This is a genomic window from Mesorhizobium sp. WSM4871 (genome assembly GCF_055811295.1).
The window spans coordinates 258832-283197 of record NZ_JBVVPU010000010.1 but is presented as its reverse complement, the minus strand read 5'-3'; the positions used below and the strand labels follow the sequence as shown (position 1 = coordinate 283197).

Below are 24366 nucleotides of genomic sequence, written 5' to 3'. Positions count from 1 at the left end.
GCGGAAGTTTGGGTACCCGGCGCTGACAGGCTTCCACGGCACATCGCCAAGGGCCCACGCAAATAAACGCAATGGCTTGTCGCGTGTCCCGGAAGACACGCGACGATTACTTCAAGCCATTGATTTTACGCGGGCATCTTGACGACCACCTCGGTCTTCTCGCCGGCTTTCGGCTCGAAGGCAGAAGACTTCGTCTTGGTTCCGTTGACTTCGAGCGAGATGGATTTGGCCTTTTTGTCGCGGACGACCCGAACTTTGACTTCGGCACCCAGCATCTTCAGCGTTGCCGAGTAGCCGTCCCAATGGCTGGGCAGCTTCGGCCGGAACGTGATCTGCTTGCCGCGCCGCTCTATGCCAAGGATGCCTTCGACCGCGGCTCGATAAAGCCAGCCGGCCGAACCGGTATACCAGGTCCAGCCGCCGCGGCCGCCCTTGCCCTCACCGGCGTAAACGTCCGCCGCCACGACGTAGGGCTCGACGCGATAATGCTCGGCAGAGGCCTCATCAAGCGCGTGGTTGACCGGATTGAGCATCGAGAAGCAGCGGTAGGCATCATCGGTGCGCCCCATTTCAGCGAGCGCGATGACAAACCAAGTGGCCGCATGAGTGTACTGGCCGCCGTTCTCACGGACACCCGGCGGATAGCTCTTGATGTAGCCCGGGTCCTTCTCCGTCCGGGAGAAGGGCGGCGTGAACAACTTGACGATCTTGAGCTCGTCGTCGACGAGCATCTTCATCGCCTGCTGCATCGCGGTCGTCGAGCGCGCCGGATCACCCTCGCCCGACAGCACGCTCCATGACTGCGCGATCGAGTCGATCTTGCATTCCTCGGAATTGCGAGACCCGAGCGGCGTGCCGTCGTCGAAGCTGCCGCGACGATACCATTCCCCGTCCCAGGCCGTGCTTTCCAATGCCCGCTTCAGCGCATCGGCATGCTTGGCCCAGGCCTGTGCGCGCTTGGCATCGCCTTGCGCCTTGGCGACGGGGGCAAAGTCGCCCAGCGTCTTCAGCAGGAACCAGCCCAGCCAGACGCTCTCGCCCTTGCCGTGCTCGCCGACGCGGTTCATGCCGTCGTTCCAGTCGCCGCCGAGGATCAGCGGCAGCCCGGCCGGGCTGCTGCGCTGGACGGCAAGATCAAGCGCTCGCGCACAATGGTCATAAAGCGAAGCGGTCTTCTTCGAAATTTCGGGGGTAAAGAAGGCGTCGTGCTCGCCTTCGCCGAGCGCCTGTCCGTCGATGAAGGGCAATTGCTCGCCGAGGATTGCGCTGTCGCCGGTCACCAGCAGATAGCGCGCCGTGGCATGGGCGAGCCAGACCACGTCGTCGGAGATCATGGTGCGCACGCCTGCCTCGGTGCGCGGCAGCCACCAGTGCTGCACGTCGCCTTCGGGGAATTGCCGCCGCGCCGCATTGAGGATCTGGTCGCGCGCCAGTTTCGGGTCATGGGCCAGCAGCGCCAGCGTGTCCTGCAATTGGTCGCGGAAGCCGAAGGCGCCGCTCGCCTGGTAGAAAGCCGAGCGGGCGCGGATGCGGCAGGCAAGGCTCTGGTAGGGCAACCAGTGATTGACCATGGCGTCGAGCGCCTTGTCCGGCGTCTCGACCTGTATGGTGTCGAGAAAGCCTCGCCAAACGCGCTCGTTGTCGGCCAGCCGCTGATCGAAATCCTGGCCGCGATGACGCTCCACCAGGGCGCTGGCCTCCTCGGCGGAGGCCGCATCGCCGAGCAGCCAGATCAGCGTCACGTCGCCGCCGGCAGGGATGTCGACGTCGCGCGCGATTGCAGCGCACGGATCGTCGCCGGCCTCGATCCGACCCGACAGGGCGGCGCCAGTCAGCACCGCATGCGGAAACTCGCTGCTGCCGTGCCTGCCCAGGAACTCCGTGCGGTCGGCCGTCACCGACTGTGCCGCGCCGTCGGCGGCCAGGAAGGCGACCCGCTCGCTGAAGTCGAGCCCGTAGGGGTTTTGCGCCAGCAATGCGCCGGTGGCGGCATCCCTGGACGGAACGATGGTCGCCGCCGTGCGCGAACGATGACTGCCAAGAACCCATTCCGCATAGGCATAGACGCGCAGCCGCGCCGGCACCGAACCCGAATTCTGGATGCGCAGCCTCGAGATCTTCACCGGATCGACCGGGTCCACCACATGGGTAAGGTCCATCGACAGCGGCCCACGCTTCGAACGGAAGGTCGAAAAACCCTGCCCGTGCCATGTCTCGTAGGTCATGGCGGGATCGCGCACCACGGCGGCGAGCGGTGAGAACGCCTTGCCGCTGGCATGATCGTGAATATAGATGCCCTCACCCGGCCGGTTCGTTACCGGGTCGTTCGACCATGGCGTGAGCTGATAGTCACGACTGTTGCGGCTCCAGGTAAAGGCGGCGCCCTCAGCCGAAACATGGAAGCCGAACGATGCGTTGGAGACGACATTGATCCAGGGCTGCGGCGTCGCGCGCCGGCCGGCAAGACGCGTGACGTAGTGGCGTCCGTCGCCGTCAAAGCCGCCAAAACCATTCCAGAGACTCAGCCCGCTGCCATCGGCGCTGCTTTCGATCAAGGACTGGGCCGCCAATGACTGGGCGCTGACCGGCGCTGGCAAGGACGTCTCGCGAGGCGCCATGGCGCCACCCGCCTGCAAGACATCGCGCGCCTGAAGTGCGGCAGCCTCGGCGCGCTCGATCTGGTCGAAGATGGTGCCGTTGCGCGTATGCAGCACGATGCGCGCTGCCGCGAGCAGCGTCTTGTAGGTCGCTTCGTCCATCAGGTCGCGACGCACCGCGAAGATATGCTGGCGCGGTCCCAGCTCCTTGCCGCGCAAGCGGCTGTTTTCGCACAATGTCTCGACAGCCCGCTGCAGGTCCTGCACGTAGGACGAGGCCTGTTCGTTGACGACGACGAAATCGATCATCATGCCGCGGGCGCGCATATATTCCTGGAAGCGGAGCGCCTGGGCGACGATCTCCAGATCGGCGACATCGCCGATCCTGACCAGGAAGATCGGAAAATCGCCGGATATGCTGGTCGGCCACAGGTTGGATTGCTTGCCGAGCCCGGAGGCGATGGATTCCGCGGGAAGGCGCAGGAACGGATCGGGATAGACCAGATAGCGCGCCAGCTTCTGCACATTGGCGGCGTCGGTCAGGCTGAGGCCGAGGTGGCGGGTCTGCACCTGGCTGCGGGTCCAGGCGAGCATCGCCTGGCGGGCGAAGCTTTCCGGATGGTCGAGGCGCGCAATGGCTTCGTCGAGTTCGGCCCGTTTGGCGCCGACGATAGTCCAGAAGGTCAGCGAGATCTTCTTGTTGGCAGGCACGCGCACCTGTCGGCGCAGTGAGGCGATCGGGTCCAGCGTGAAGCCGGAATGGCCGCCGAGCTTGGCGCCTGGATCGAAGGCGGCCGCCTCGGTGATGGTGCGGCCGCGGCCGATGAAGGCGCGCCGGTCGGTCTCCGCCTCGGCGTCGCGTGCCGGTCCAGACGGATCGGTGACGAAATGCACCATGGTGACATCAGGCTCGCTGGTTTCGCGTTTGCGCCGTGTCGCGAAGACCGCACCCTTGTTGGCGGCGATTTCGGTTTCCACGAACATCTTCGAGAAGGCCGGATGTGCGTAGTCCGATGCCTCGGATCCCAGCACCAGTTCGGCAAACGAGGTCACCTCGATGTACCGGTCGGTGGCGCCGTCGTTGTGGAGCGTCACCCGCCGGCCTTCGCCATTGCCCTCGGAAATGACGATGCATTCGACCTCCGAGCGCAGCGATCCGACAGATTTGACGAAGCTCGCCTTGTCGTCGGAGAACAGCGTCTGCACGCGTTCATCCGTCGCGCGCTTCGGCTCGGCGGTTGCCGACCACCAGTCGCCGGTGCCGGTGTCGCGCAGGAAGATATAGGAGCCAAGCCGATCCTCGGTCGGATCCGGCTGCCAGCGCGTGACGGCAAGCTCGCCCCAGCGGCTGTAGCCCGAGCCGGTGGCGGTGACCATGACCGAATAACGGCCATTGGACATGACGCTGGTCGAACGCAGCGCCCTGAGCGGATCGAGCACGATGCGCGTATCCGGGCTCTCGACTTCGGTTTCGTCCTTCGAGCGCTCGTCGGCCTCTGTCCTGACGGTCGCGGTCGGGATGTCGCGCGGCGCCCTTTCCTGCAGCAGCAACTCGGCCGATTCGATCACCGGATCCGAGTGGAAGCGGTCGCGCAGGCGCCCTTCGAAGATGGCGTCGGCAACGGCGGCGATCGACATGCCGGAGTGGTGGGCCATGTAGTTCAGCACGACGGCGTGGTCGGTGCCTTCAGGCACGCGCTGCGGCGTGAAATCGACCGCATCGTAGTAGCCGTGCCGACCCAGCGCGCCAATGGACTTTAGCCTGGCCAGATTCTGCACGGATTCGCGTGGCGTGAACTGCGCCGCAAGAATCGTCGCGTAAGGCGCGATCACAGTGTTTTGGCCAAGGCCGCGCTTCAGGCCGAGCCCGGGCACGCCGAAATTCGTGTATTGATAGGTCAGCTCGCGGTCACGGGCGTTGTAGGCCGCTTCCGAAATGCCCCAGGGCACGTTCTTCGAGCGAGCATACTGGATCTGCCGCTTGATGATCAACTTGCTGGTCTGATTGAGGATCGAGCCTTGCGGCTCCTTCATCACCAGCGGCGGCATCAGATACTCGAACATCGAGCCTGACCAGGACATAAGCGCGCCCTGGAAACCGATCTCGACGATCGGCCGGCCGAGCCGGAACCAGTGTTCGGTCGGCAGGTCGCCCTTGGCGATGGCGAACAGGCTGGTCAGCCGCGCCTCGGAGGCGAGAAGGTCGTAGCAGCTTTCGTCGAGCTGATGCTCCTCGACCCGGTAGCCGATCGAGAGCAGCTTGCGCTCCTGCCGCATCAGGAAGGAGAAATCCATCTCGAAGGCGAAGCGGCGCGTACGCTCGCGCAGCGCCAGGAGCTTGGCACGCAGGGCCTCGACGGCATTGTCGTCGCTGTGGGCGTCATGCACATGCGCCTCGCAGGTTGCCTCCAGCCTGGCCGCCCAGTCGGCGATAGCGTCGCTGCGCGTCGATGCTGCCTCGGTGTGGATGGCCACGGCGAGCTTGCGGATCTCACCCGCCAAAACAGCCAGGTTGATGGTACGGATCGACGCCATCTCGGGCTGCGCCTTGATCGACAGGACCGCCCGCCGCATGCCATCGAGGCGATCGGCGAGGCGCTGGCGCAACGGCCGCAACTGACGGCGGTCGTCAGGCAGTTCCTCGAGGGTTTCGTCGAGGATCGTCACCGTATCGAGGATGCCCTCGAAATCGCCCTGAAGATGGACGGACGGCGCTTCCGCCCATTCGGCGCAGGCTGCGGCCACCGCCACCAGATGGCCGGCGAGATTGCCGCTGTCGACGGCGGAGATATAGAGCGGATAGAGCGGCTTCAACGTCGTCGTGTCATACCAGTTGAAGAGATGGCCACGGTCGCGCGGCATGCTCTCGATGGTGGTCATGGTCGCGTCGATACGGGTGATGGCGTCGGACAGGCTGATCCAGCCGAAATCACGCGCCGAAACGACGGACAAAAGATAGACGCCGATATTGGTCGGCGAGGTGCGCGGCGCCACGACCGGCGCCGGGCTCTCCTGGAAGTTGTCGGGCGGCAGATTGTGGTGCTCGGCCGTCACGAAGGTCTCGAAATAATGCCATGTGCGCCGCGCGACGGTACGCAGGGCATGGATGTCGTCCGCCGATATGCGCAGCCGGTCCTCGGTTTCGGCCGAGCGGCTGACCCAGCAGGCGACAGCCGGCGAGCCGATCCAGAACAGGGCGAAGAAGAAGGCGACGAAGGCGCCGGTGGAATCGGCCAGCACCGGTATGGCGAGGCCGACGACGCCGATGATCACGGCGCCATACATCATGCCATAGTAGGAGCTGAGATCGTTGTCGCCATTCTTGTGCGCCTGCGAGGCGGTGCGCCATTCGAGCAGGTTCTGCCGGCTGACGAACAGGCGGTACAGCGTGCGGATGATGGCGTCGCCCATCATCCAGGCATTGTGCGCCATCAGCACGATCTTCAGCGCCACCAGGGCGGTGCCGAAGACCACGTCTCGCATGACTGCCGAGAAATGCCCGCGCGGTGTCTGGTCACCGCTTTTCGGCAGGATCGAATTGACGATGTCGAAGGTAGGCGCCATGAACAGCGTGAGGATCAGCAGCGCCTGCCACTGTGCGGCTTGCGTGAACGGCAGCAAGGTCCAGCCGGCGATCGCGGCCATCACCCAGAAGATCGGTGTCAGCGAGCGGCGCAGATTGTCGACCATCTTCCAGCGCGACAGCGCCGGGACGCCGGAGCGCGGATCGAGGATGAAGCCCAGAAGCTGCCAGTCGCCGCGGGCCCAGCGATGGTGGCGCGAGGCGTCGACCGAATAGCGGGTGGGATAGTCCTCGACCAGCTCGACGTCGGTGATCAGCGCCGAGCGCGCCAGAGCGCCCTCGAGCAGATCATGGCTGAGGATGGTGTTTTCCTCGATGCGGCCCTTCAGCGCCGCCTCGAAGGCATCGACATGATAGAGGCCCTTGCCGGTGAAGGAGCCGTCGCCGAAAACATCCTGATAGAGATCCGACACGGCAAAGACGTAAGGATCGAGGCCGCGATTGGCCGAAAACACCCGCTGGAAGAAGGAGGCGTCGTCGCCACTGGTCAGCGAAGCGGTGATGCGCGGCTGCAGGATGGTGTAGCCGGCGGTGACGACGCGTTTTGTTGCATCGAAATGCGGACGGTTGAGCGGATGGCAAAGCTTGCCGGCCAAAGTGGCGACGGCATCGCGGGTGGTGCGCGTGTCGGCGTCCAGCGTCATCACATGGACGACGTGTTCCGGCAACGGCACATCCAGCGGCAGAAAGGTGGTGTCACTGTCACCGCGCAGCAGAAGGTCCAGTTCGTGCAGCTTGCCGCGCTTGCGCTCCCAACCCATCCAGACACCCTGCGATTCATTGTAGAGCCGCCGGCGGTGCAGGACATAAAAGCGCGGCGCGCCTTCGCTGGGATAGCGGGCGTTCAGCCGCGCGATCTCGTCACGCGCATATTGCAGGATTTCGATATCCGCCGTGTCGATTTCGGTCTTGGAGTCCGGCCAGTCCGAAAGCAGCGCGAAATAGATCTCGTCGCCGGTGTTGGCGAGATGATGCACTTCGATGTTTCGGATATTTTCCTCGACATCGTCGCGCGAGCCGATCAGCGACGGCACCACCACAAGCGTGCGTGCCTCGGGCGGCAGACCGTGCCTGTAATCGTAGCCGATGAGACGCGTCGGCTTCAGGAACAACGATACGACGGTGTTGAAGAAGGCGAGCGCGCCTTCGCTGGCCGGCACGGCAAACAGCGCCAGCATCAAGACGATCGAGGGCGCGGACAGTCCGAGATTGGCAAGCGCATTGCCTGAGAGGACCAGAAGCAGGACCGTCAGCGCGAACACCGGCACGACGATGCCCAGCCAACCGGTCTTGCGGAACGCCCGTTTGACCGCGACGCTGACGGTCGGCCGATAGCCGATGGCCTTTTCCAGCTCCAGCCGGCGCGGGCCGACGAGAAAGAAGCCGACGTCGGTGTGAACGCCGGGATCGGCGACGTCGACGCCCGAGGCATCGACGACCGAGACATGGCCGGCGAGTTCGATGGCCTTTTCGGCGACGCGGAATTCGGAAAGATCGGAGCGGCGCGCCAGCTCCTCGATCGTGGTCCGGTACTGGTCGCGCGAGAAGAAGTCGAGCGCGGCGAAATCGGTGCGCTCGCGCAGGAGCGTGTCGATGCGGCTCACGCCTTCGAACCACACCGTCCAGTCGATGTCGTTGATCAGCCTGAGACCGCGGATGATGTTGCCGGTGGTCACATTGCCGCCGGACAGCGTGCGATGCTCGCCGATGATGATTTCCTCGGCGTCGGAGCCGGTCTTTTCAAGCTCGCCTTCCAGCCATTCCAGCGCCCTGCCGGCGTTCTGCGATCCGTCGCGCAGACGGTAGAGCAACTGGGTGGCAAAGGTGGTGTCCTGCGCATGGGCGACGTAATTGGACAGGATGGCCTGACGGTCGGCGCTACCGTCGGTCGCCAGCACGCGGTCGGCGACCTCGTTGGCGATCTGGCGCATCTGCCTTGTGCGATTGACCCTGACCGCGATCCGGCGAAGATTTTCGATCAGGACGAAGCGCAGCAGAGATGGCAGCGCCCAGAGTTCGCCGATCTTCAGCGGTTCGACCGACTGGAAGCCTTCGACGATCGCCTTGAACATGCTCGCCGAGACGGAACTGTCGGAATGCGCGACATAGGTCCAGGCCAACGCCAGCGCACGAGGCACGCTGGCGCCATCGGCCAGCTTCAAGGTCGGCAACTGCCGGTAGAAACGGCGCGGCAGGTCGCGCTTGACCTGGAAGATGGTTTCCTCGACCAGATAGTTGTTGTCGAGCAGCCATTGCGCGGCCGGCGTGATGGTGTCGCCCCTCGCCTGCGCGGCGTTGGTCGAGCGGTAGACTTCGAGGATCTTCTTGGCGCTGTCGCGGATGCGCGCCTGAAAGTCGAACGGGGTCAGGCCGAACAAATCCTCGATGTCGCCCTTGGCGAGGCTCGCGCCCAGCGCGCGCAGGCGATCTTCCGGCAGGAAATTGGAGCGTATCGGCTCTTCCGTGATGGCCGGGAAGCTCGCGCTCGTCTTTTCCATCTGGGTGGGATTTGTCTGGATATTCATTGAAAATTCCGCATGGGGGGACGCAGTGCGGCGTCACCGCCACGGCAATGTCCCTAAAACCGGTTCAAATGCAATTGGTTGCATCACGACAATTGGCCGAAAGTTACGTCCGCACCACGACAAGACGTCGTCGTCGACAACTTCCGGACGAGCGCTCCCCTCTCTTCCATCCGATTTGATCGAAGAAAGGATTCGGGCTTTTTCGTGATGCGGACGGCAGCTTACGCCAAATTCGGCCCGGGCCGCGATCATGTTTGGAGACAGGCGTTAATCGTTCGCCGGGACGCGGTCGATGCAGATCACGAACAGTGTCGCAGTTCGGGCCGGCTCCAGGCGCAGTTCCCGGGCATCCGATCCGACAATCAGCGTATCGCGGGGCTCCAGCTTCACGGTGCCCGCGAGGCCGACCGTGACGGTGCCGTCGCCGCACAGAACGAGCGTCGCCGCCGCGTCCGCGCGGATGTCCAGAGGCGCTGAAATGACCAGGCGTTCGACCTTGTGCGTCATTCGCCCGCGGCGGCTCATGACGTTGAGATCGGTGATGGGACCGGCGACCAGGGCGGCTTGCGTCGGCACGTCGGCTGGGAAAAAGAGCGGAGCGGACGTGCTGGTCAGTTCCTTCGGAGCCTGACCGGCGATATCGAGGACAATGCCTTCGCCCTCCAGCACCGCCAGCGTGCGGTCGACGCCGGCGAAACCCGAAAACGGACCACCGCTTTCGACGCGCGCCATGGAAACGCGCCAGTCGAAATCGTCGAGCCCGGCGCCATCAGGCGAGACGGCTATCTCCGTCGTCGTGCCGCCGCCGTTCTTCCACGGCATGACACGGTATTCGGCGGCCCTGAGGATGCGCACGGTCGGCTCAGCCCAAAATACCCGGCAGGTTGAGCTGGTGCTCCCTGGCGCATTCGACGGCGATATCGTAGCCGGCGTCGGCGTGGCGCATGACGCCGGTCGCGGGGTCGTTCCACAGTACACGCTCCAGCCGTTTGGCCGCAGCCGGAGTGCCGTCGGCGACGATGACCATGCCGGCATGCTGCGAAAAGCCCATGCCGACACCTCCGCCATGGTGCAGCGACACCCAGGTGGCGCCAGACGCCGTGTTGAGCAGCGCGTTGAGCAGCGGCCAATCGGAGACGGCGTCAGAGCCGTCCTTCATCGATTCCGTCTCGCGGTTCGGCGAGGCGACCGAGCCGGAATCGAGGTGGTCTCGACCGATGACCACCGGCGCCTTGAGCTCGCCCTTGGCAACCATCTCGTTGAAGGCGAGGCCGAGCCTGTGGCGATCGCCGAGCCCAACCCAGCAGATGCGCGCCGGCAGACCCTGAAAGGCGATGCGCTCCCGCGCCATGTCGAGCCAGTTGTGCAGATGGGTGTTGCCGGGCGTCAGTTCGCGCACCTTGGCGTCGGTCTTGTAGATATCTTCCGGATCACCGGAGAGTGCCGCCCAGCGGAACGGGCCGATGCCTTTGCAGAACAGCGGGCGGATATAGGCCGGCACAAAGCCGGGGAAGGCAAAGGCGTTCTCGAAGCCCTCTTCCTTGGCGACCTGGCGGATGTTGTTGCCGTAGTCGAGCGTCGGCACGCCAGCGTTCCAGAACGCCACCATCGCCTCGACATGTTCGCGCATCGAGGCGCGGGCGGCTTTTTCGACTGCCCTCGGATCGGACGTTCGTTTCTCGCGCCATTCAGCCAGCGACCAGCCCTTGGGCAGATAGCCGTTCAGCGGATCATGCGCCGACGTCTGGTCGGTGACCATGTCGGGGCGGACGCCGCGCCGCACCAACTCGGGTACGATGTCGGCGGTGTTGCCGACCAGACCGACAGACTTCGCCTCGCCGGCCCTGGTCCAGCGCTCGATCTTCTCCAGCGCCTCGTCCACCGTATCGGCGCGCTCGTCGACATAGCGGGTGCGCAGCCGGAAATCGATGCGGTCGGGATCGCATTCGATGGCCAGGCAGCAGGCGCCGGCCATGACAGCGGCGAGTGGCTGTGCGCCGCCCATGCCGCCGAGGCCGCCGGTCAGGATCCATTTTCCCCTGAGATTGCCGCCATAGTGCTGGCGGCCCGCTTCCACAAAAGTCTCATAAGTGCCCTGCACGATGCCTTGCGTGCCGATATAGATCCACGAGCCGGCCGTCATCTGGCCGTACATCATCAGGCCCTTCTTATCGAGCTCGTTGAATTTTTCCCAGGTCGCCCAGTGCGGCACCAGGTTGGAATTGGCGATCAGCACGCGCGGCGCGTCGGCATGGGTGCGGAAGACGCCGACCGGCTTGCCCGACTGTACCAGCAGCGTCTCGTCGTCGCCAAGCGTCTTCAGCGATGCGACGATGCGGTCGAAATCGTTCCAGGTGCGCGCCGCGCGGCCGATGCCGCCATAGACGACCAGCTCGTTGGGGTTTTCGGCGACATCGGGATCGAGATTGTTCATCAGCATGCGCAGCGGCGCTTCCGTCAGCCATGTCCGGGCGTTGAGCTCGGTGCCGCGCGGGCTGCGGACTTCGCGGATATTGTGGCGAGGATCGTTCATGGCGTTCCCTTTCGAATGAGGCAGGCGGGGCGCGTCAGCTGTGCGCCCAGGCAATCGCGGTCTTGAGGATATTCTCCAGCGTGGCCCGGATGGGCGCCGCGAACGCGGCATCGTAGGGCACCGGCCAATTGTCCGGTGCGCCCTTGCCTTCGGGTTCGCGCATATAGCCGCGATTGGAGAGCTCCATCTGCAGCGCATGGACGCCGTCTTGCGGCTGGCCGAAATGGCGGGTGATCCAGCCACCCTTGAAGCGACCGTTGACGACAAAACTCTCGCCGGTTTCGGCCAGGATCTGGCCGACCATGGCCTGCAGGGACGGATCGGCGCTCACGCCGTCATTGGTGCCGAGATTGAAGACCGGCAGCGTGCCGTCGAACAGGCGCGGCAGCACCGAGCGGATCGAATGACAGTCGTAGAGCACGATCTGACCGTGAAGGGCGCGCAGCCTGGCGATCTCGGCCTGCAAGGCCGCATGATAAGGCATGAAGTATTTTTCGCGGCGTTCGTCGATTTCCGACGGTCCAGGCTCTTCGCCCTCGCGATAGAGCGGATCGCCGTCGAAGGTCTCGGTCGGGCACAGGCCAGTGGTCGTCTGGCCGGGATAGAGCGAGGCGCCGGACGGATCACGATTAACGTCGATGACGGTGCGCGAGATCGCGGTGTGAACGACAGTCGCGCCAAGGCCTTGGGCAAAGTCATAGAGCTTGTCGATCCACCAGTCGCAGTCGCGACGGCCAAGCCAGGGCGAAACCAGACGGTTTTCGAGGCCGGCGAGATCGATGCCGGTGTGCGGGATCGACACCAGCAGGGGTGCGGTGCCGCGGGTAACGGTGAGCCAGGAGGGAGTCACGACCGCGCCCCATAGTCATCATAGGAAACGCTGGCGGGACAGTACCCCCCTCTGTCCTGCCGGACATCTCCCCCGCAAGGGGGGAGATCGGCAGCTTCGCCGGTGGCGCTCTTCCTGCAACGTTGGCGATTGGCGAAAGCAGTGGTGACATCCAATCTCCCCCCTTGCGGGGGAGATGTCCGGCAGGACAGAGGGGGGTACTGTCCCGCCAGCGTCTCCATACCGGCCCCATAGGCGAAACGATCCATCACAGCACTCCCGTCACCGGGGGCAGCGTCACGCCATCCACCGCCTCAATCAGCCGCCCATCTCGCACCATGGCGATGGCCTTTTCCATGTCGGGATGGAAATGCCGGTCATTGTCGAGATGCGGCACTTCAGCCCTCACCAGCTTGCGCACCGCCTCTAATGCATCGCTGGAGGTCAGCGGCGCATGGAAATCGCAGCCTTGCGCCGCGGCCAGCAACTCGATGCCGATGACGGCCGTCGCATTCTCGACCATGCCGATCAGCCGGCGCGCACCGTGGGCTGCCATCGAGACATGGTCTTCCTGGTTGGCCGAGGTCGGGATCGAATCGACGCTGGCCGGATAGGCCTTCTGCTTGTTCTCCGAAACAAGTGCCGCCGCCGTCACCTGCGGGATCATGAAACCGGAATTCAGGCCGGGCTTCGGCGTGAGAAACGCCGGCATGCCCGACAGGGCCGGGTCGACCAGCATGGCGATGCGCCGCTCCGACAGCGAGCCGATCTCGCAAACGGCAAGCGCGATCATGTCCGCGGCAAAGGCCACCGGCTCGGCGTGGAAATTACCACCGGAAAGCGCGGTATCGTCCTCTGCGAAGATCAGCGGATTGTCGGTAACGCCATTGGCCTCGGCGCCCAGCGTGTCGGCAGCCTGGCGCAGCACGCTGAGGGCCGCACCCATCACCTGCGGCTGGCAGCGCAGGCAATAAGGGTCCTGCACGCGCTCGTCGCCTACGCGGTGCGATTCACGGATGGCGCTGCCCGCCATCAAACTGCGCAGCGCGTCCGCCGTTTCGATCTGGCCGCGATGCTTTCTCAGGAGATGGATACGCGGATCGAAGGGTGCGTCGGAGCCCTTGGCCGCATCGGTCGACAGCGCGCCGGCGACCAGCGCCGACTGATAGAGAACTTCGGCCTCGAACAAAGCTGCCAGCGCATAGGCGGTCGAAAACTGCGTGCCGTTGAGCAGCGCCAGGCCTTCCTTGGCGCCGAGCGTCACCGGCTCCAGCCCGTGCGAGACGAAGGCCACCTTGGCCGGGAAGCGGCCATGCGGGGTAAAGCACTCGCCGACCCCGATCATCACCGCCGTCATGTGCGACAGCGGCGCGAGGTCGCCCGAGGCGCCGACCGAGCCTTGTGCCGGCACCACCGGAATGACGTCATTGGCCAGCATCGCTTCCAGCAATTCGACGGTTTCTAGCCGCACGCCGGAGGCACCCTGAGCCAAACTTGCGAGCTTCAGCGCCATCATCAGCCGGGCTACCGCGACAGGCATCGGCTCGCCGACGCCGGCGGCGTGCGACAGCACGATGTTGCGCTGGAGCGTTTCGAGATCGGCGGCGGGGATGCGGACGCTGGCCAGCTTGCCGAAGCCGGTGTTGATGCCATAGACCGGCTCGCCCTTGGCGACGATACGCGCCACGGCCTCGGCGCTCGCCTTGATCTTCGGCCAGCATGTATTGTCGAGTTTAGGCACGGCGCCGCGATAGATGGCACGCCAGTCGGCCAAGGTCGCATTGCCCGGCTTCAGGTCCAGTTCGGTCATTGTCCCCTCCAGATGCGGGCGTGCAGCGGGTTGAAGCCCATGCGGTAGACGAGTTCGGCCGGGCGCTCGATGTCCCAGATCGCGAGGTCGGCCGATTTGCCGGCCTCGAGCGTGCCGGTCTGTCCGAGCAGCCCAAGCGCACGGGCAGCCTCGCGGGTGACGCCGGCCAGACATTCGTCGACCGTAAGGCCAAACAAGGTCGCGGCCATGTTCATGGTCAGCAGCAGCGAGGTCAGCGGCGAGGTGCCGGGATTGTTGTCGGTGGCGACGGCCATTTTGACGCCGTGCTGACGAAACAGGGCAATCGGCGGCTTCTTGGTCTCGCGAATGAAGTAATAGGCGCCGGGCAGGATCGTCGCCACGGTGCCAGCCCTGGCCATCGCCGCAGCACCCGCCTCGTCGGTGTATTCGAGATGGTCGGCCGACAGCGCACCGTAGCGCGCGGCGAGTTCAGCACCATTCAGGTTGGACAGTTGGTCGGCGTGCAGTTTCACCGGCAGGCCGGCAGCCTTGGCCGCATCGAAGACGCGCGCAATCTGCTCCGGCGAAAAGGCGATGCCTTCGCAGAACCCATCGACGGCGTCGGCCAAACCTGCGGCGGCGACCGCCGGAAGAATTTCGTCTGCGACCAGATCGACAAAGGCGTCCTTGTCGCCCTTGGCTTCGGGCGGCAGCGCATGGGCGCCAAGGAAACTCGTCCTCACCGTCACCGGGCGCTCGATGCCCAGCTGCCTGGCGGCGCGCAGCGATTTCTTCTCGTTTTCGAGGTCGAGGCCGTAGCCCGACTTGATCTCGACTGACGTGACGCCTTCGGCAATCAGCGCATCGAGACGCGGTAGCGACTGCGCGACCAGTTCGTCCTCGCTGGCGGCGCGCAATGCCTTGACCGAGGAGACGATGCCGCCGCCGGCCCTGGCGACCTCTTCATAGGTGGCGCCGGCCAGCCGCATCTCGAATTCATTGGCGCGGTTGCCGGCATGGACAAGATGGGTGTGGCAGTCGACCAGGCCGGGCGTGATCCAGCGGCCTTGGCAGTCGACGGTCTCTGCGCCCTGAGCGAGAGACGACGGCATCTCGTTTTCCGGGCCTGCATAGGCGATCAGGCCATCGCGCGCGACGACCGCGCCCTTTTCGACAATGCCCAACCCGATCGCGCTCTCAGCGATGGTCGCCAGGCGCGCATTGCGCCAAAGACGAAGACCCCCTGCCCGGCTTTTGTTCGCTGCCGCCATCATCTTTTTCCGTTTCAATTGATGGTGATTATGTATATACATATTGAGAGGCGACGCAAGTGCCATCGTCGCCTGCGCATTCGGATTCGGAGAAAAACGTGACGGCGATCTTTGCGGAACAGGCGTTGCTGCCGGACGGCTGGCAAAGCAATGTGCGGATCACGATGGGTGAAGGCCGTATCGCGACGGTTGAGGCCGGCGCATCGCTCCGGCCCGGCGACGAACATCACGCCATCCTGTTGCCGGGAATGCCCAATCTGCACAGCCACGCCTTCCAGCGCGGCATGGCCGGTCTTGCCGAATTGCGCGGCCCATCGGCGGACAGTTTCTGGAGCTGGCGTGAGGTGATGTACCGTTTCGCGCTGTCGATGACGCCGGACCAGGTCGAGGCGGTCGCAGCCCAGCTTTATGTCGAGATGCTGGAGGCCGGTTTTTCACGCGTCGGCGAATTCCACTACCTCCATCACGACCGCGATGGAAAACCTTACGCCAACATCGCCGAGATGGCCGAGCGCATCGCCGCGGCCGCCGCCAACACCGGCATCGGTCTGACGTTGCTGCCAGTGTTCTATGCGCATTCCTCCTTCGGCGGTGCGGCGCCGAATGAAGGCCAGCGGCGATTCATCAATGATGTGAATCAGTTCTCCCGATTGCTTGAGAAAAGCCGGGAGTGTGTTCGCGCATTGAATCAACCCGTCGTCGGCGTTGCGCCGCACAGCCTGCGCGCCGCAGCGCCCGATGAACTTGCCACGATTGCCGCCATGGCGCCTGACGGACCGATCCACATTCACATCGCCGAGCAAATGAAAGAGGTCGAGGACTGCCTTGCCTGGTCGGGCGCGCGGCCGGTGGAATGGCTGCTCGCCAATGCCAGTGTCGACGGGCGCTGGTGCCTGATCCACGCCACCCACATGACCGATGCCGAGACGGTCGCGATGGCCAAGAGTGGCGCCATAGCCGGCCTCTGCCCGATCACCGAGGCCAATCTCGGCGACGGCACCTTCGCCGCGCCGCTGTTCAGGGAACATGGTGGCCGCTTCGGCATCGGCTCCGATTCCAACGTGCTGATCGGTCTGCCCGACGAATTGCGGCAGCTCGAATATTCGCAACGCCTCGCCCATCATGCCCGCAATGTGCTGGCGATGGCCGGCGGCTCGACCGGCCGCGCGCTGTTCGGTGCGGCAGTCGACGGCGGCGCCGCCGCGCTTGGCGCCGGTCCGTCGCGGATAGCTTCTGGTGCATCTGCCGATTTCGTCTCGCTCGATGCCAACCATCCCTCGCTATCCGGCAAGACGGGGGATGCCATCCTCGACGCCTGGATCTTCGCCAACGGCAGCAAGGTCGATTGCGTCTGGGTGCACGGCGCGAAGCTGGTCAGCGGCGGCAGGCACGCAAGGCGCGATGCAATTGCCCAGCGCTTTCGCGATGTGATGGCGGCGCTTTCGACATGAGCATCATCGAGACCGTTGACGCAGAGGGCAGCGAGGCTGTCTCCCTGCACCAGCGCATCCTGTCCGATATCAGCGAGAAGATCCTGTCCGGCGCCTGGGCGCCCGGCCATCGCATCCCGTTCGAGCATGAATTGACGGCGGAATACAATTGTTCGCGGATGACGGTGAACAAGGCGCTGTCGCAGCTTGCCAAGGCCGGGCTGATCGAACGGCGCCGCCGTTCGGGCAGCTTCGTGCGCCGGCCGCAGTCGCAGGCCGCGGTGCTGGAGATCCATGACATCAGGATCGAGGTCGAGGCGCTTGGGCTTGCCTATCGCTATCAAAGGCTGGAGCGGTTGAAGCGGCGCAGCAACGCCGAAGACCGCACACTGCTGGAACTTGCCGCTTCGGGGCCGGTGCTGGCGCTGAAGGGCCTGCATTTCGCGGGACAGCGGCCATTCGCGCATGAGCAACGGCTGATCAACCTTGCCGCGGTGGCAGAAGCCGGCGAGGAAGAGTTTCTCGACATCGCGCCTGGGCCGTGGCTGATCGGGCGCGTGCCGTGGAGCCAAGCCGAGCACCGCATCCGCGCCATTGCCGCCAGCGATCATATCGCCGATGTCCTCGACATCGAGGCCGGCGCGCCGTGCCTGGTGGTCGAGCGGCGGACATGGAGCGCCGAGCACCCGGTCACCCATGTCCGCTTCATTTATCCGGCGGAGAGCCACACGCTGGTGGCGCGGTTTACGCCGTCGCAGGGGTAGCGCCGCGCTCCTTCTCCCCTTGTGGGAGAAGGCAAAAGCACCGCGCCTTAGATCGCCGCTGTAACGATGATCTCGACCAGATACTCCGGTCCGGCGAGCTTGGCCTCGCCTGTGGCGCGCGCCGGCGTGTGGCCCTGCGGCACCCACTTGTCCCATTCCGCGTTCATCTCGGAGAAAGTGCCCATGTCGGCCAGCCAGATGATCGTCTGCAGGATCTTGGTCTTGTCGGTGCCGGCCTTGGCCAGCAATTCGTCGATGGCTGCAAGGATGGTCCTGGTCTGAGACGCTACATTGCCGCCGGGCTCGCCGACCTGGCCCGCCAGATAGACGGTGTTGCCGTGGATGACGATCTGGCTCATGCGCGGGCCAACATCGATACGACGAATGCTCATTGGGCGTTTCCTTCCTTTTTGTCGGTTGCGCCTCTTTAGAGTCGCGGTTCGCTTCGAGCAAGGCCGCCCGGATGAAAGCTCTTGAGCCAACAGCCCCTGTCCCGAACCAGGCGCGTACACAACGAATTGACCGGGGCGTCGCAATTCCGCCGGATTGGCTTGTTGACTAATGTAATAACATCACATATCGACTCGACCTCACTGGTTTTCGCGGATCGCCGCCCACGGATCGTCTGATGATCAATGCCTGCCTGACCTTCCGCGACCTGACGCTGGGCTATAACAGCCATCCGGCAATCCATCATCTCGACGGCACGATCCGCAAGGGTTCCCTGACCGCCGTGGTCGGCGCGAATGGCTCGGGCAAGTCAACGCTGATGAAGGGGATCGTCGGCGTTCTCAAGCCGATGGCCGGCGCCGTCATCCGGGCGCCGGGCGTGCGCGCCGCCTATCTGCCGCAGCAGTCGGAACTCGACCGCTCCTTTCCGGCCCGGGTTGTCGATCTGGTTTCGTTGGGGTTGTGGCCACGGCGGGGGTTGCTTGGCCGCTATACCAGGGAAGATCGCGATTCGGTCAGCCAGGCGCTGATGGCGGTCGGTCTTGGCGGCTTCGAGAAGCGCCCGATCGACACGTTGTCCGGCGGCCAGTTGCAGCGCACGCTGTTTGCCCGCGTGCTTTTGCAGGACGCCGACCTTATCCTGCTCGACGAGCCGTTCAACGCGGTCGATTCAAAGACGGTCGGTGATCTCATTGCCTTGATCGAGCGCTGGCACGGCGAGGAACGCACAATCTTGGTCGTCGTCCACGACCTCGACCTGGTACGGCAGAATTTTCCCGAAACGCTGCTGCTTGCCCGCCAGCCGGTCGCTTGGGGCGAAACCAGGGAGACGCTGAAACCGGAAAACCTGCTGCGCGCCCGGCGCTTCCACGAAGCCTGGGAAGAGAACGCGCCGTGGTGCGCGCCCGGTGAGCATGACCATGGGCATGATCACGACCATCATGACCATGCCCATGACCACGATCACCATCACGGTGCCGGACCGAGGGCTGCCTGATGGACGTGCTCTATGGCCTCTTCATCGCTCCCTTTGCCGATTTCGCCTTCATGCAGCGGGCGCTGATCGGCTCGCTGATGCTGTCGCTTGGCGCCTGCCCGGTCGGTGTCTTCCTGATGCTGCGGCGCATGAGCCTATCCGGCGACGCCATGGCCCACGCCATCCTGCCGGGGGCCGCCGCCGGCTTCCTGCTCTATGGGCTGGAAATCCTGCCGATGACCATTGGCGGCCTGATCGCCGGCATCATCGTGGCGCTCGGCGCCGGCGCCGTTTCGCGCTTCACCATCCAGCGCGAGGACGCCTCGATGGCGGCCTTCTATCTGATCTCGCTGGCCATCGGCGTGCTGATGGTGTCGATCCGCGGCTCCAGCGTCGATCTCATGCATGTGCTCTTCGGTACCGTGTTGGCGCTCAACAATGAGGCGCTGGCGCTGATCGGCGGCATCGTTGCCGTGACGCTGGTCAGCCTTGCCATCTTCTGGCGGGCGCTGGTCGCCGAATGTCTCGATCCATTGTTCCTGCGCTCGGTCAGCCGGCTGGGCAGCCCGGTGCATTTCATCTTTCTCGGCCTCGTCGTGCTCAACCTGGTCGGTGGCTTTCAGGCGCTCGGCACCCTGCTTTCGGTCGGGCTGATGATGCTGCCGGCAGCGGCGGCCCGCTTCTGGACCGCTCGCGTCGAACCGATGTGCGTGCTGGCGGTGGTGATCGGCTTTGCCTCCTGCATCGCCGGACTGCTGTTGTCCTATCATGCCTCGCTGCCGTCCGGCCCGGCCATCATCCTGTCGGCCGGCGTCGTCTATTTCGCCTCTATCCTGTTCGGCACGCGCGGCATCCTGCGCGCCCGCATCATCCATCACCGGCATAGAACCGCCTGATCCCCAACCCCTGAAGGAGACCTGCCCAATGCTGAGATCGATCCGCGCCGCCCTGGCGGTGAGCGTTATAACATTAAGCGCCCTTGGCGCATCGCCGGCCTTGGCCGAGTCGCTGAAAGTGGTCGCCAGCTTCACCGTCATCGCCGATTTCGCCAGGAATGTCGGTGGCGACCGGGTCAACATCACCACCATCGTCGGGCCGGATGGCGATGCCCATGTCTATGAGCCGAGCCCGGCCGATGCCGTGGCGATGGCGGGCGCCGACGTGGTTCTGGTCAACGGCCTGCATTTCGAAGGCTTTCTGCAGCGCCTGGTCGACGCCAGCGCCACCAAGGCATCGATCGTCACCTTGACCAAGGGCGTGACGCCGATCAATTTCAAGCCGGAATTCGCCGAGGCCGATGCCCACGAAGGCGCCGATACCGGCAGCGGCAAGACGGTCACCGATCCGCATGCCTTCCAGTCGATCGCCAACGCCAGGATCTATGTCAGGAACATCGCCGATGCCTTTTGCGCCGCCGATGCAGAGGGCTGCGACAGCTACAAGGCCAATGCCGCCGCCTATAGCGGTAAGCTCGACGCGGTCGAAGGCGAAGTGAAAGCGGCGATCCAGTCGATACCCGAGGAGAAGCGCGTGGTCATCACCTCGCATGACGCCTTCGGCTATTTCGAGCACGCATACGGCTTGACCTTCCTCGCCCCGCAAGGCGTGTCGACCGACTCCGAGCCTTCGGCCGCAGATGTCGCCAAGCTGGTCAAGCAGGTCCAGCAGGACAAGGCAGCCGCGATCTTCGTCGAGAACATCACCAATCCGCGCCTGATCGAGCAGATCGCCAGCGAGACCGGCATCAAGGTGGGCGGCACGCTCTATTCGGATGCCCTGTCGCAGCCCGACGGACCGGCCTCGACCTATATCGACATGATGCACAATAACATCGCCCAGATCAAAGGCGCGATCCTCGGCAGCTGAGTCGAGCGTCTACCCAACCGGGGCAGCATTTAAGTTGCCGCAGCGTCCTTGGAATATCCAAGAGGGATATGCGGCGCTGCGGGAGCCCGGTTCGATTTTCCGGCTCGCAATATCTATTTGGCAGAGAATTCCCCCGATGCGGATTGCCGCCCACGCCCGGGAGTGGCAAGACTGCCGCCAACCAGATTGCGAGGACAGCGCCATGGAATACCGTGAGATCAGCGAGGACTATTCGGTCTCGGGCCAGATCCAGCCCGACGACATCGCCGCCATCAAGCAGGCCGGTTTCAAGAGCGTCATCTGCAACCGGCCGGATGACGAGCAGCCCGGCCAGCCTTCGGCCGACAGCGTCAAGGCGGCGGCCGAAGCCGCCGGGCTCGCCTTCCGCTACATCCCCGTCATCAGCGGCCAGATCACGGCCGAGAATGTGGAGAACCAGGCCGAGGCGCTGGACGACCTCGAAGGGCCGGTCTTCGCCTATTGCCGTTCCGGCGCCCGCTGCACCAATCTCTATGGGCTGATCCAGCAATCCAGAGGCTGAACTCTCAAATCGGCAGCGCGCCGGTTTCCTTCAGCGTCTCCAGCACGATTGCCGTCTTTACATGCTGCACGGATTCGTGCGGCAAGAGCACGCCGTTGACGAATTCCGACAGCGACTTCAGGTCCGGCGTCACCACCTTCAATATATAGTCCATCTCGCCGGTCAGCGCGTGCGCCTCCTGGACCTCCGGCAGCCGCGCCACCAATTCGCCGAAGCGCCGCGCATTGTCGCGGTTGTGAGTAGCGAGCGTCACCGAGATGACGCTGACCAGCGAAAAGCCAAGCTTGTCGCGGTCAAGCACCGCGCGATAGCCCCTGATATAGCCGTCCTCCTCCAGCCGCTGGCGACGGCGCGAGCATTGCGAGGCCGACAGGTTCACCCGTTCGGAAAGATCGCCGTTGGTGAGTCCGGCATCGTCCTGGAGCAGCGCCATTATCTTGCGGTCAAACTGATCGATGCGCGTATCATCCATGGATTTCCCTGCAATTTTGCATATTTCGCGCATGATCTGATCATTTCAAGCGCCTGAATGCAAGCATCGTGCGACCCTCCCGCGCTATCATGGGGAGAGATGGCCGCAAGCGGCCGAACAGTTCTTGGAGGATTGCCATGGGTCCCTTCCCGCATGACGCGCCGCCCGCGAAGATCAGCAAGGCCAACCCAGCCGGCACCGACGGTTTCGAGTTCGTCGAATTCGCGCATCCCGAGCCGGAAAAGCTCGCCGAGCTTTTCGCCCGCATGGGCTATGTGGCGGTGGCGAAACACCGCTCGAAGAACATCACCGTCTGGCGGCAGGGCGACATCAACTATGTCGTGAATGCCGAGCCTGGCTCGCATGCGATGAAATTCGTCGACAAGCATGGCCCCTGCGCAGCCTCGATGGCGTGGCGGGTGGTCGATGCCAAGCATGCTTTCGAGCATGCCGTCGCCAAAGGCGCCACCCCCTATGAAGGCAAGGACAAGGCGCTCGACGTGCCGGCCATCGTCGGCATCGGCGGCTCGCTGCTCTATTTCATCGAGACCTATGGGGAAAAGGGCTCGGCCTATGATGCCGAGTTCGAGTGGCTGGGCGCACGCGACCCGAAGCCGGAAGGCGTCGGCTTCTATTATCTCGATCACCTCACCCACAATGTCTATCGCGGCCAGATGGACAAATGGTGGGATTTCTACCGCGACCTGTTCGGTTTCAAGCAGATCCATTTCTTCGACATCGACGGCAAGATTACCGGGCTGGTCAGCCGCGCCATTACCTCGCCCTGCGGCAAGATCCGCATCCCGCTCAACGAATCCAAGGACGAGACCAGCCAGATCGCCGAGTATTTGAAGAAGTACAATGGCGAAGGCATCCAGCACATCGCCGTCGGCACCGACGAGATCTACGCCGCCACCGACAGGCTGGCCGCCAATGGGCTAAAGTTCATGCCAGGTCCGCCCGAGACCTATTACGACATGTCCCATGACAGGGTGAACGGCCATGACGAGCCGATCGAGCGGATGAAGAAGCACGGCATCCTGATCGACGGTGAAGGCGTGGTCGACGGCGGCACGACCAAGATCCTGCTGCAGATTTTTTCAAAAACGGTGATCGGGCCGATCTTCTTCGAGTTCATCCAGAGGAAGGGCGACGAAGGCTTTGGCGAAGGCAATTTCCGCGCGCTGTTCGAGTCGATCGAGCAGGACCAGATCAAGCGCGGCGTGCTGAAAGTGGACGGCAAGGCGGCGTAGGAACCGGATGCACTCACTTGCGGCTCAACCGATTATGACCTAAATTCTGGTCATAAGAGGTTGACGATGAATATTCCGATGGCAAAAGCGAAGGCTCAGCTTTCCGAGTTGGTGAAACGTGCACAGGCTGGCGAAGAAATCCACCTGACACGGCATGGAGAGGTTGTCGCAACCTTGAGCGCTCCCGCACGGGTTGGCGGGAGCAAAGGACTGTTTGGGGCCATGAAAGGCCAAATTCAGATATCGGACGATTTTGATGAACTCGGTCCCGAATGGGACGAATACATTAAATGAGCCGCAAATATCTGGTCGATACCCATATTCTGCTTTGGGTACTCAACGCAGATCCACGTCTCTCTGATCACCATCGCGACATCTTTCTTGCGGGTGAGGATGTGATTGTCAGCGCGATCTCCGTAGCAGAGATCGCCATCAAGAAATCGCTCGGCAAAATCACGCTCACCGGCAACATCGTGGATATCTTGCGATCGAACGGGGTTCCAATCCTAAGTCTGAATGAACTTCACGCCGCGAGGCTTGAGCATTTGCCACTCCATCATCGCGATCCCTTCGACCGTCTGCTGATTGCACAGGCACAAATTGAAGGCCTGACGCTGCTCACCGCGGATCGGCATTTTTCAGCCTATGACGTTGCGTTGGGCTGATCATTCCAGCCCCAACCGCTCGACTTCGGTTTTCCTCAGCTTCACATCGTAATCGAGCAGGAACTCGTCGAGCTGCGGCGGCGCGACCGAGGTGCCGGAGAGCATTGCATGCACCTGGCCGCGATGATGGATGTCGTGCAGGAAGACATGGGCGAGGATGTCGCCGATCTTTTCGGGGATCATGCCCTCCTCGCGCCGGTCGGTGATGACGCGGCGGTCGAGATCGTCAGGCAACAGGCGGTCGCAAAAGGCGATCAGCCGCCTGTCGGCTGCAACCTGCGCGGCGAACAGTGCCTGTGGTTCATCGAACGGCACATAATCGTCATGGGCGGCAGCACCGACGCCACCCTCCTCGAGAAAATCGAGATAGAGATGATCGACCGCCAGTATGTGGTTGAGCGTCGCCTTGATCGAGGGAAAGAAGCTGGTTCGCTGGGCTTCGAACTCGCCGGGCTGGAGCTGCAACACGGCGCGATACAGCCGGTCGTTCGACCAGAGATTGTTGCCGGCCATGCGGCGGAGATGGTCGAGAAGCTCCATGCCTTCACGCCGCCGACCGGGCCCATTGTATGGCCACCCACATGAGCCCGAAACCACCCAGAACGATCAGCAGCAGCCGGTTCATGCGCCGCCGCATGGCTTGCGTCTCCTCGTCGCGCGCCACGTTTGTGTTGGTCACGGTGTGGAACATCATCGCCTTGCGCGGGAAACCGCTGCGATTGGTCAGGCCGGGCGAACGCCCCTCAATCCGGTAGCTCAGCCGGATCGCCTGAATGAAGATCGCCAGCATGACAAGGGCCCAGACGCCGCACAGCAAATAGGAGGACGAGCCAGTCATCT

The 24366-nt window shown here is 63.8% G+C and carries 19 protein-coding genes; 9 read left to right on the top strand and 10 right to left on the bottom strand.

Features of this window, described 5'->3' with window-relative positions:
* Positions 1 to 125: 125 nt before the first annotated feature.
* The 6 genes from AC0L2H_RS21945 to hutI form a co-directional block, all read right to left on the bottom strand.
* Positions 126 to 8705, bottom strand: coding sequence for a glycoside hydrolase family 94 protein (locus tag AC0L2H_RS21945; protein ID WP_473592167.1), 8580 nt, complete (start codon positions 8703 to 8705; stop codon positions 126 to 128).
* Between the two features lie 267 nt (positions 8706 to 8972).
* Positions 8973 to 9560, bottom strand: coding sequence for a HutD/Ves family protein (locus AC0L2H_RS21940; protein ID WP_473592166.1), 588 nt, complete (start codon positions 9558 to 9560; stop codon positions 8973 to 8975).
* A 7-nt stretch (positions 9561 to 9567) separates the two neighbouring features.
* Positions 9568 to 11238: a urocanate hydratase gene (gene hutU, locus AC0L2H_RS21935; RefSeq protein WP_473592165.1), complete on the bottom strand. Its 1671-nt coding sequence runs from the start codon at positions 11236 to 11238 to the stop codon at positions 9568 to 9570.
* Positions 11239 to 11272: 34 nt separating this feature from the next.
* Positions 11273 to 12088 carry an N-formylglutamate deformylase gene (gene hutG / locus AC0L2H_RS21930; protein ID WP_473592164.1) on the bottom strand — a complete coding sequence of 272 codons (816 nt, stop codon included), beginning with the start codon at positions 12086 to 12088 and terminating at the stop codon, positions 11273 to 11275.
* A gap of 247 nt (positions 12089 to 12335) precedes the next feature.
* Complete coding sequence (gene hutH / locus AC0L2H_RS21925; RefSeq protein ID WP_473592163.1) at positions 12336 to 13877, bottom strand: histidine ammonia-lyase; 1542 nt, start codon at positions 13875 to 13877, stop codon at positions 12336 to 12338.
* A complete protein-coding gene (hutI, locus tag AC0L2H_RS21920; protein ID WP_473592162.1) occupies positions 13874 to 15109 on the bottom strand; it encodes an imidazolonepropionase in 1236 nt (411 codons plus the stop codon). The genes hutH and hutI overlap by 4 nt, the downstream gene beginning before the upstream one ends.
* A 98-nt stretch (positions 15110 to 15207) precedes the next feature.
* Between hutI and AC0L2H_RS21915 the strand changes: the two genes are divergently transcribed.
* A complete protein-coding gene (locus AC0L2H_RS21915; RefSeq protein ID WP_473592161.1) occupies positions 15208 to 16560 on the top strand; it encodes a formimidoylglutamate deiminase in 1353 nt (450 codons plus the stop codon).
* Entirely contained in the window at positions 16557 to 17303 is a 747-nt protein-coding gene (hutC, locus tag AC0L2H_RS21910) for a histidine utilization repressor (protein ID WP_473592160.1), read from the top strand. Before AC0L2H_RS21915 ends, hutC begins: the two co-directional genes overlap by 4 nt.
* A gap of 47 nt (positions 17304 to 17350) precedes the next feature.
* On the opposite strand, the gene AC0L2H_RS21905 is transcribed toward hutC, so the two are convergent.
* Positions 17351 to 17695, bottom strand: a complete 345-nt coding sequence (locus tag AC0L2H_RS21905; RefSeq protein ID WP_473592159.1) for a RidA family protein — start codon at positions 17693 to 17695, stop codon at positions 17351 to 17353.
* A 236-nt stretch (positions 17696 to 17931) separates the two neighbouring features.
* Between AC0L2H_RS21905 and aztA the strand changes: the two genes are divergently transcribed.
* From aztA to AC0L2H_RS21885, 4 genes are all read left to right on the top strand, one after another.
* Positions 17932 to 18750, top strand: coding sequence for a zinc ABC transporter ATP-binding protein AztA (aztA, locus tag AC0L2H_RS21900; protein ID WP_473592158.1), 819 nt, complete (start codon positions 17932 to 17934; stop codon positions 18748 to 18750).
* Positions 18750 to 19625 carry a zinc ABC transporter permease AztB gene (aztB, locus tag AC0L2H_RS21895; RefSeq protein WP_473592157.1) on the top strand — a complete coding sequence of 292 codons (876 nt, stop codon included), beginning with the start codon at positions 18750 to 18752 and terminating at the stop codon, positions 19623 to 19625. The genes aztA and aztB overlap by 1 nt, the downstream gene beginning before the upstream one ends.
* A 28-nt stretch (positions 19626 to 19653) precedes the next feature.
* Complete coding sequence (gene aztC / locus AC0L2H_RS21890; protein ID WP_473592156.1) at positions 19654 to 20595, top strand: zinc ABC transporter substrate-binding protein AztC; 942 nt, start codon at positions 19654 to 19656, stop codon at positions 20593 to 20595.
* Positions 20596 to 20797: 202 nt separating this feature from the next.
* Positions 20798 to 21136, top strand: a complete 339-nt coding sequence (locus AC0L2H_RS21885; protein ID WP_473592155.1) for a protein tyrosine phosphatase family protein — start codon at positions 20798 to 20800, stop codon at positions 21134 to 21136.
* A 4-nt stretch (positions 21137 to 21140) separates the two neighbouring features.
* On the opposite strand, the gene AC0L2H_RS21880 is transcribed toward AC0L2H_RS21885, so the two are convergent.
* On the bottom strand, positions 21141 to 21608 hold the full coding sequence (locus AC0L2H_RS21880) for an Lrp/AsnC family transcriptional regulator (protein WP_473592154.1): 468 nt from the start codon (positions 21606 to 21608) through the stop codon (positions 21141 to 21143).
* 137 nt (positions 21609 to 21745) lie between these two features.
* Here AC0L2H_RS21880 and hppD point away from each other — a divergent pair, with 137 nt between their 5' ends.
* The 3 genes from hppD (at position 21746) to AC0L2H_RS21865 (ending at position 23526) form a co-directional block, all read left to right on the top strand.
* Positions 21746 to 22861, top strand: coding sequence for a 4-hydroxyphenylpyruvate dioxygenase (gene hppD, locus AC0L2H_RS21875; RefSeq protein WP_473592153.1), 1116 nt, complete (start codon positions 21746 to 21748; stop codon positions 22859 to 22861).
* 66 nt (positions 22862 to 22927) lie between these two features.
* The gene (locus AC0L2H_RS21870; RefSeq protein WP_006332371.1) at positions 22928 to 23155 is read left to right on the top strand and encodes a type II toxin-antitoxin system Phd/YefM family antitoxin; all 228 of its coding nucleotides are present in this window, start codon (positions 22928 to 22930) and stop codon (positions 23153 to 23155) included.
* Positions 23152 to 23526, top strand: coding sequence for a type II toxin-antitoxin system VapC family toxin (locus tag AC0L2H_RS21865; protein WP_473592152.1), 375 nt, complete (start codon positions 23152 to 23154; stop codon positions 23524 to 23526). Before AC0L2H_RS21870 ends, AC0L2H_RS21865 begins: the two co-directional genes overlap by 4 nt.
* Here the strand turns inward: AC0L2H_RS21865 and AC0L2H_RS21860 are convergent, their stop codons facing one another.
* Together AC0L2H_RS21860 and AC0L2H_RS21855 are read right to left on the bottom strand one after the other, a co-directional pair.
* Complete coding sequence (locus tag AC0L2H_RS21860; RefSeq protein WP_473592151.1) at positions 23527 to 24066, bottom strand: DinB family protein; 540 nt, start codon at positions 24064 to 24066, stop codon at positions 23527 to 23529. It lies immediately after the preceding gene.
* Between the two features lie 4 nt (positions 24067 to 24070).
* Positions 24071 to 24364, bottom strand: coding sequence for a hypothetical protein (locus AC0L2H_RS21855; RefSeq protein WP_473592150.1), 294 nt, complete (start codon positions 24362 to 24364; stop codon positions 24071 to 24073).
* Between the last annotated feature and the right edge of the window lie 2 nt (positions 24365 to 24366).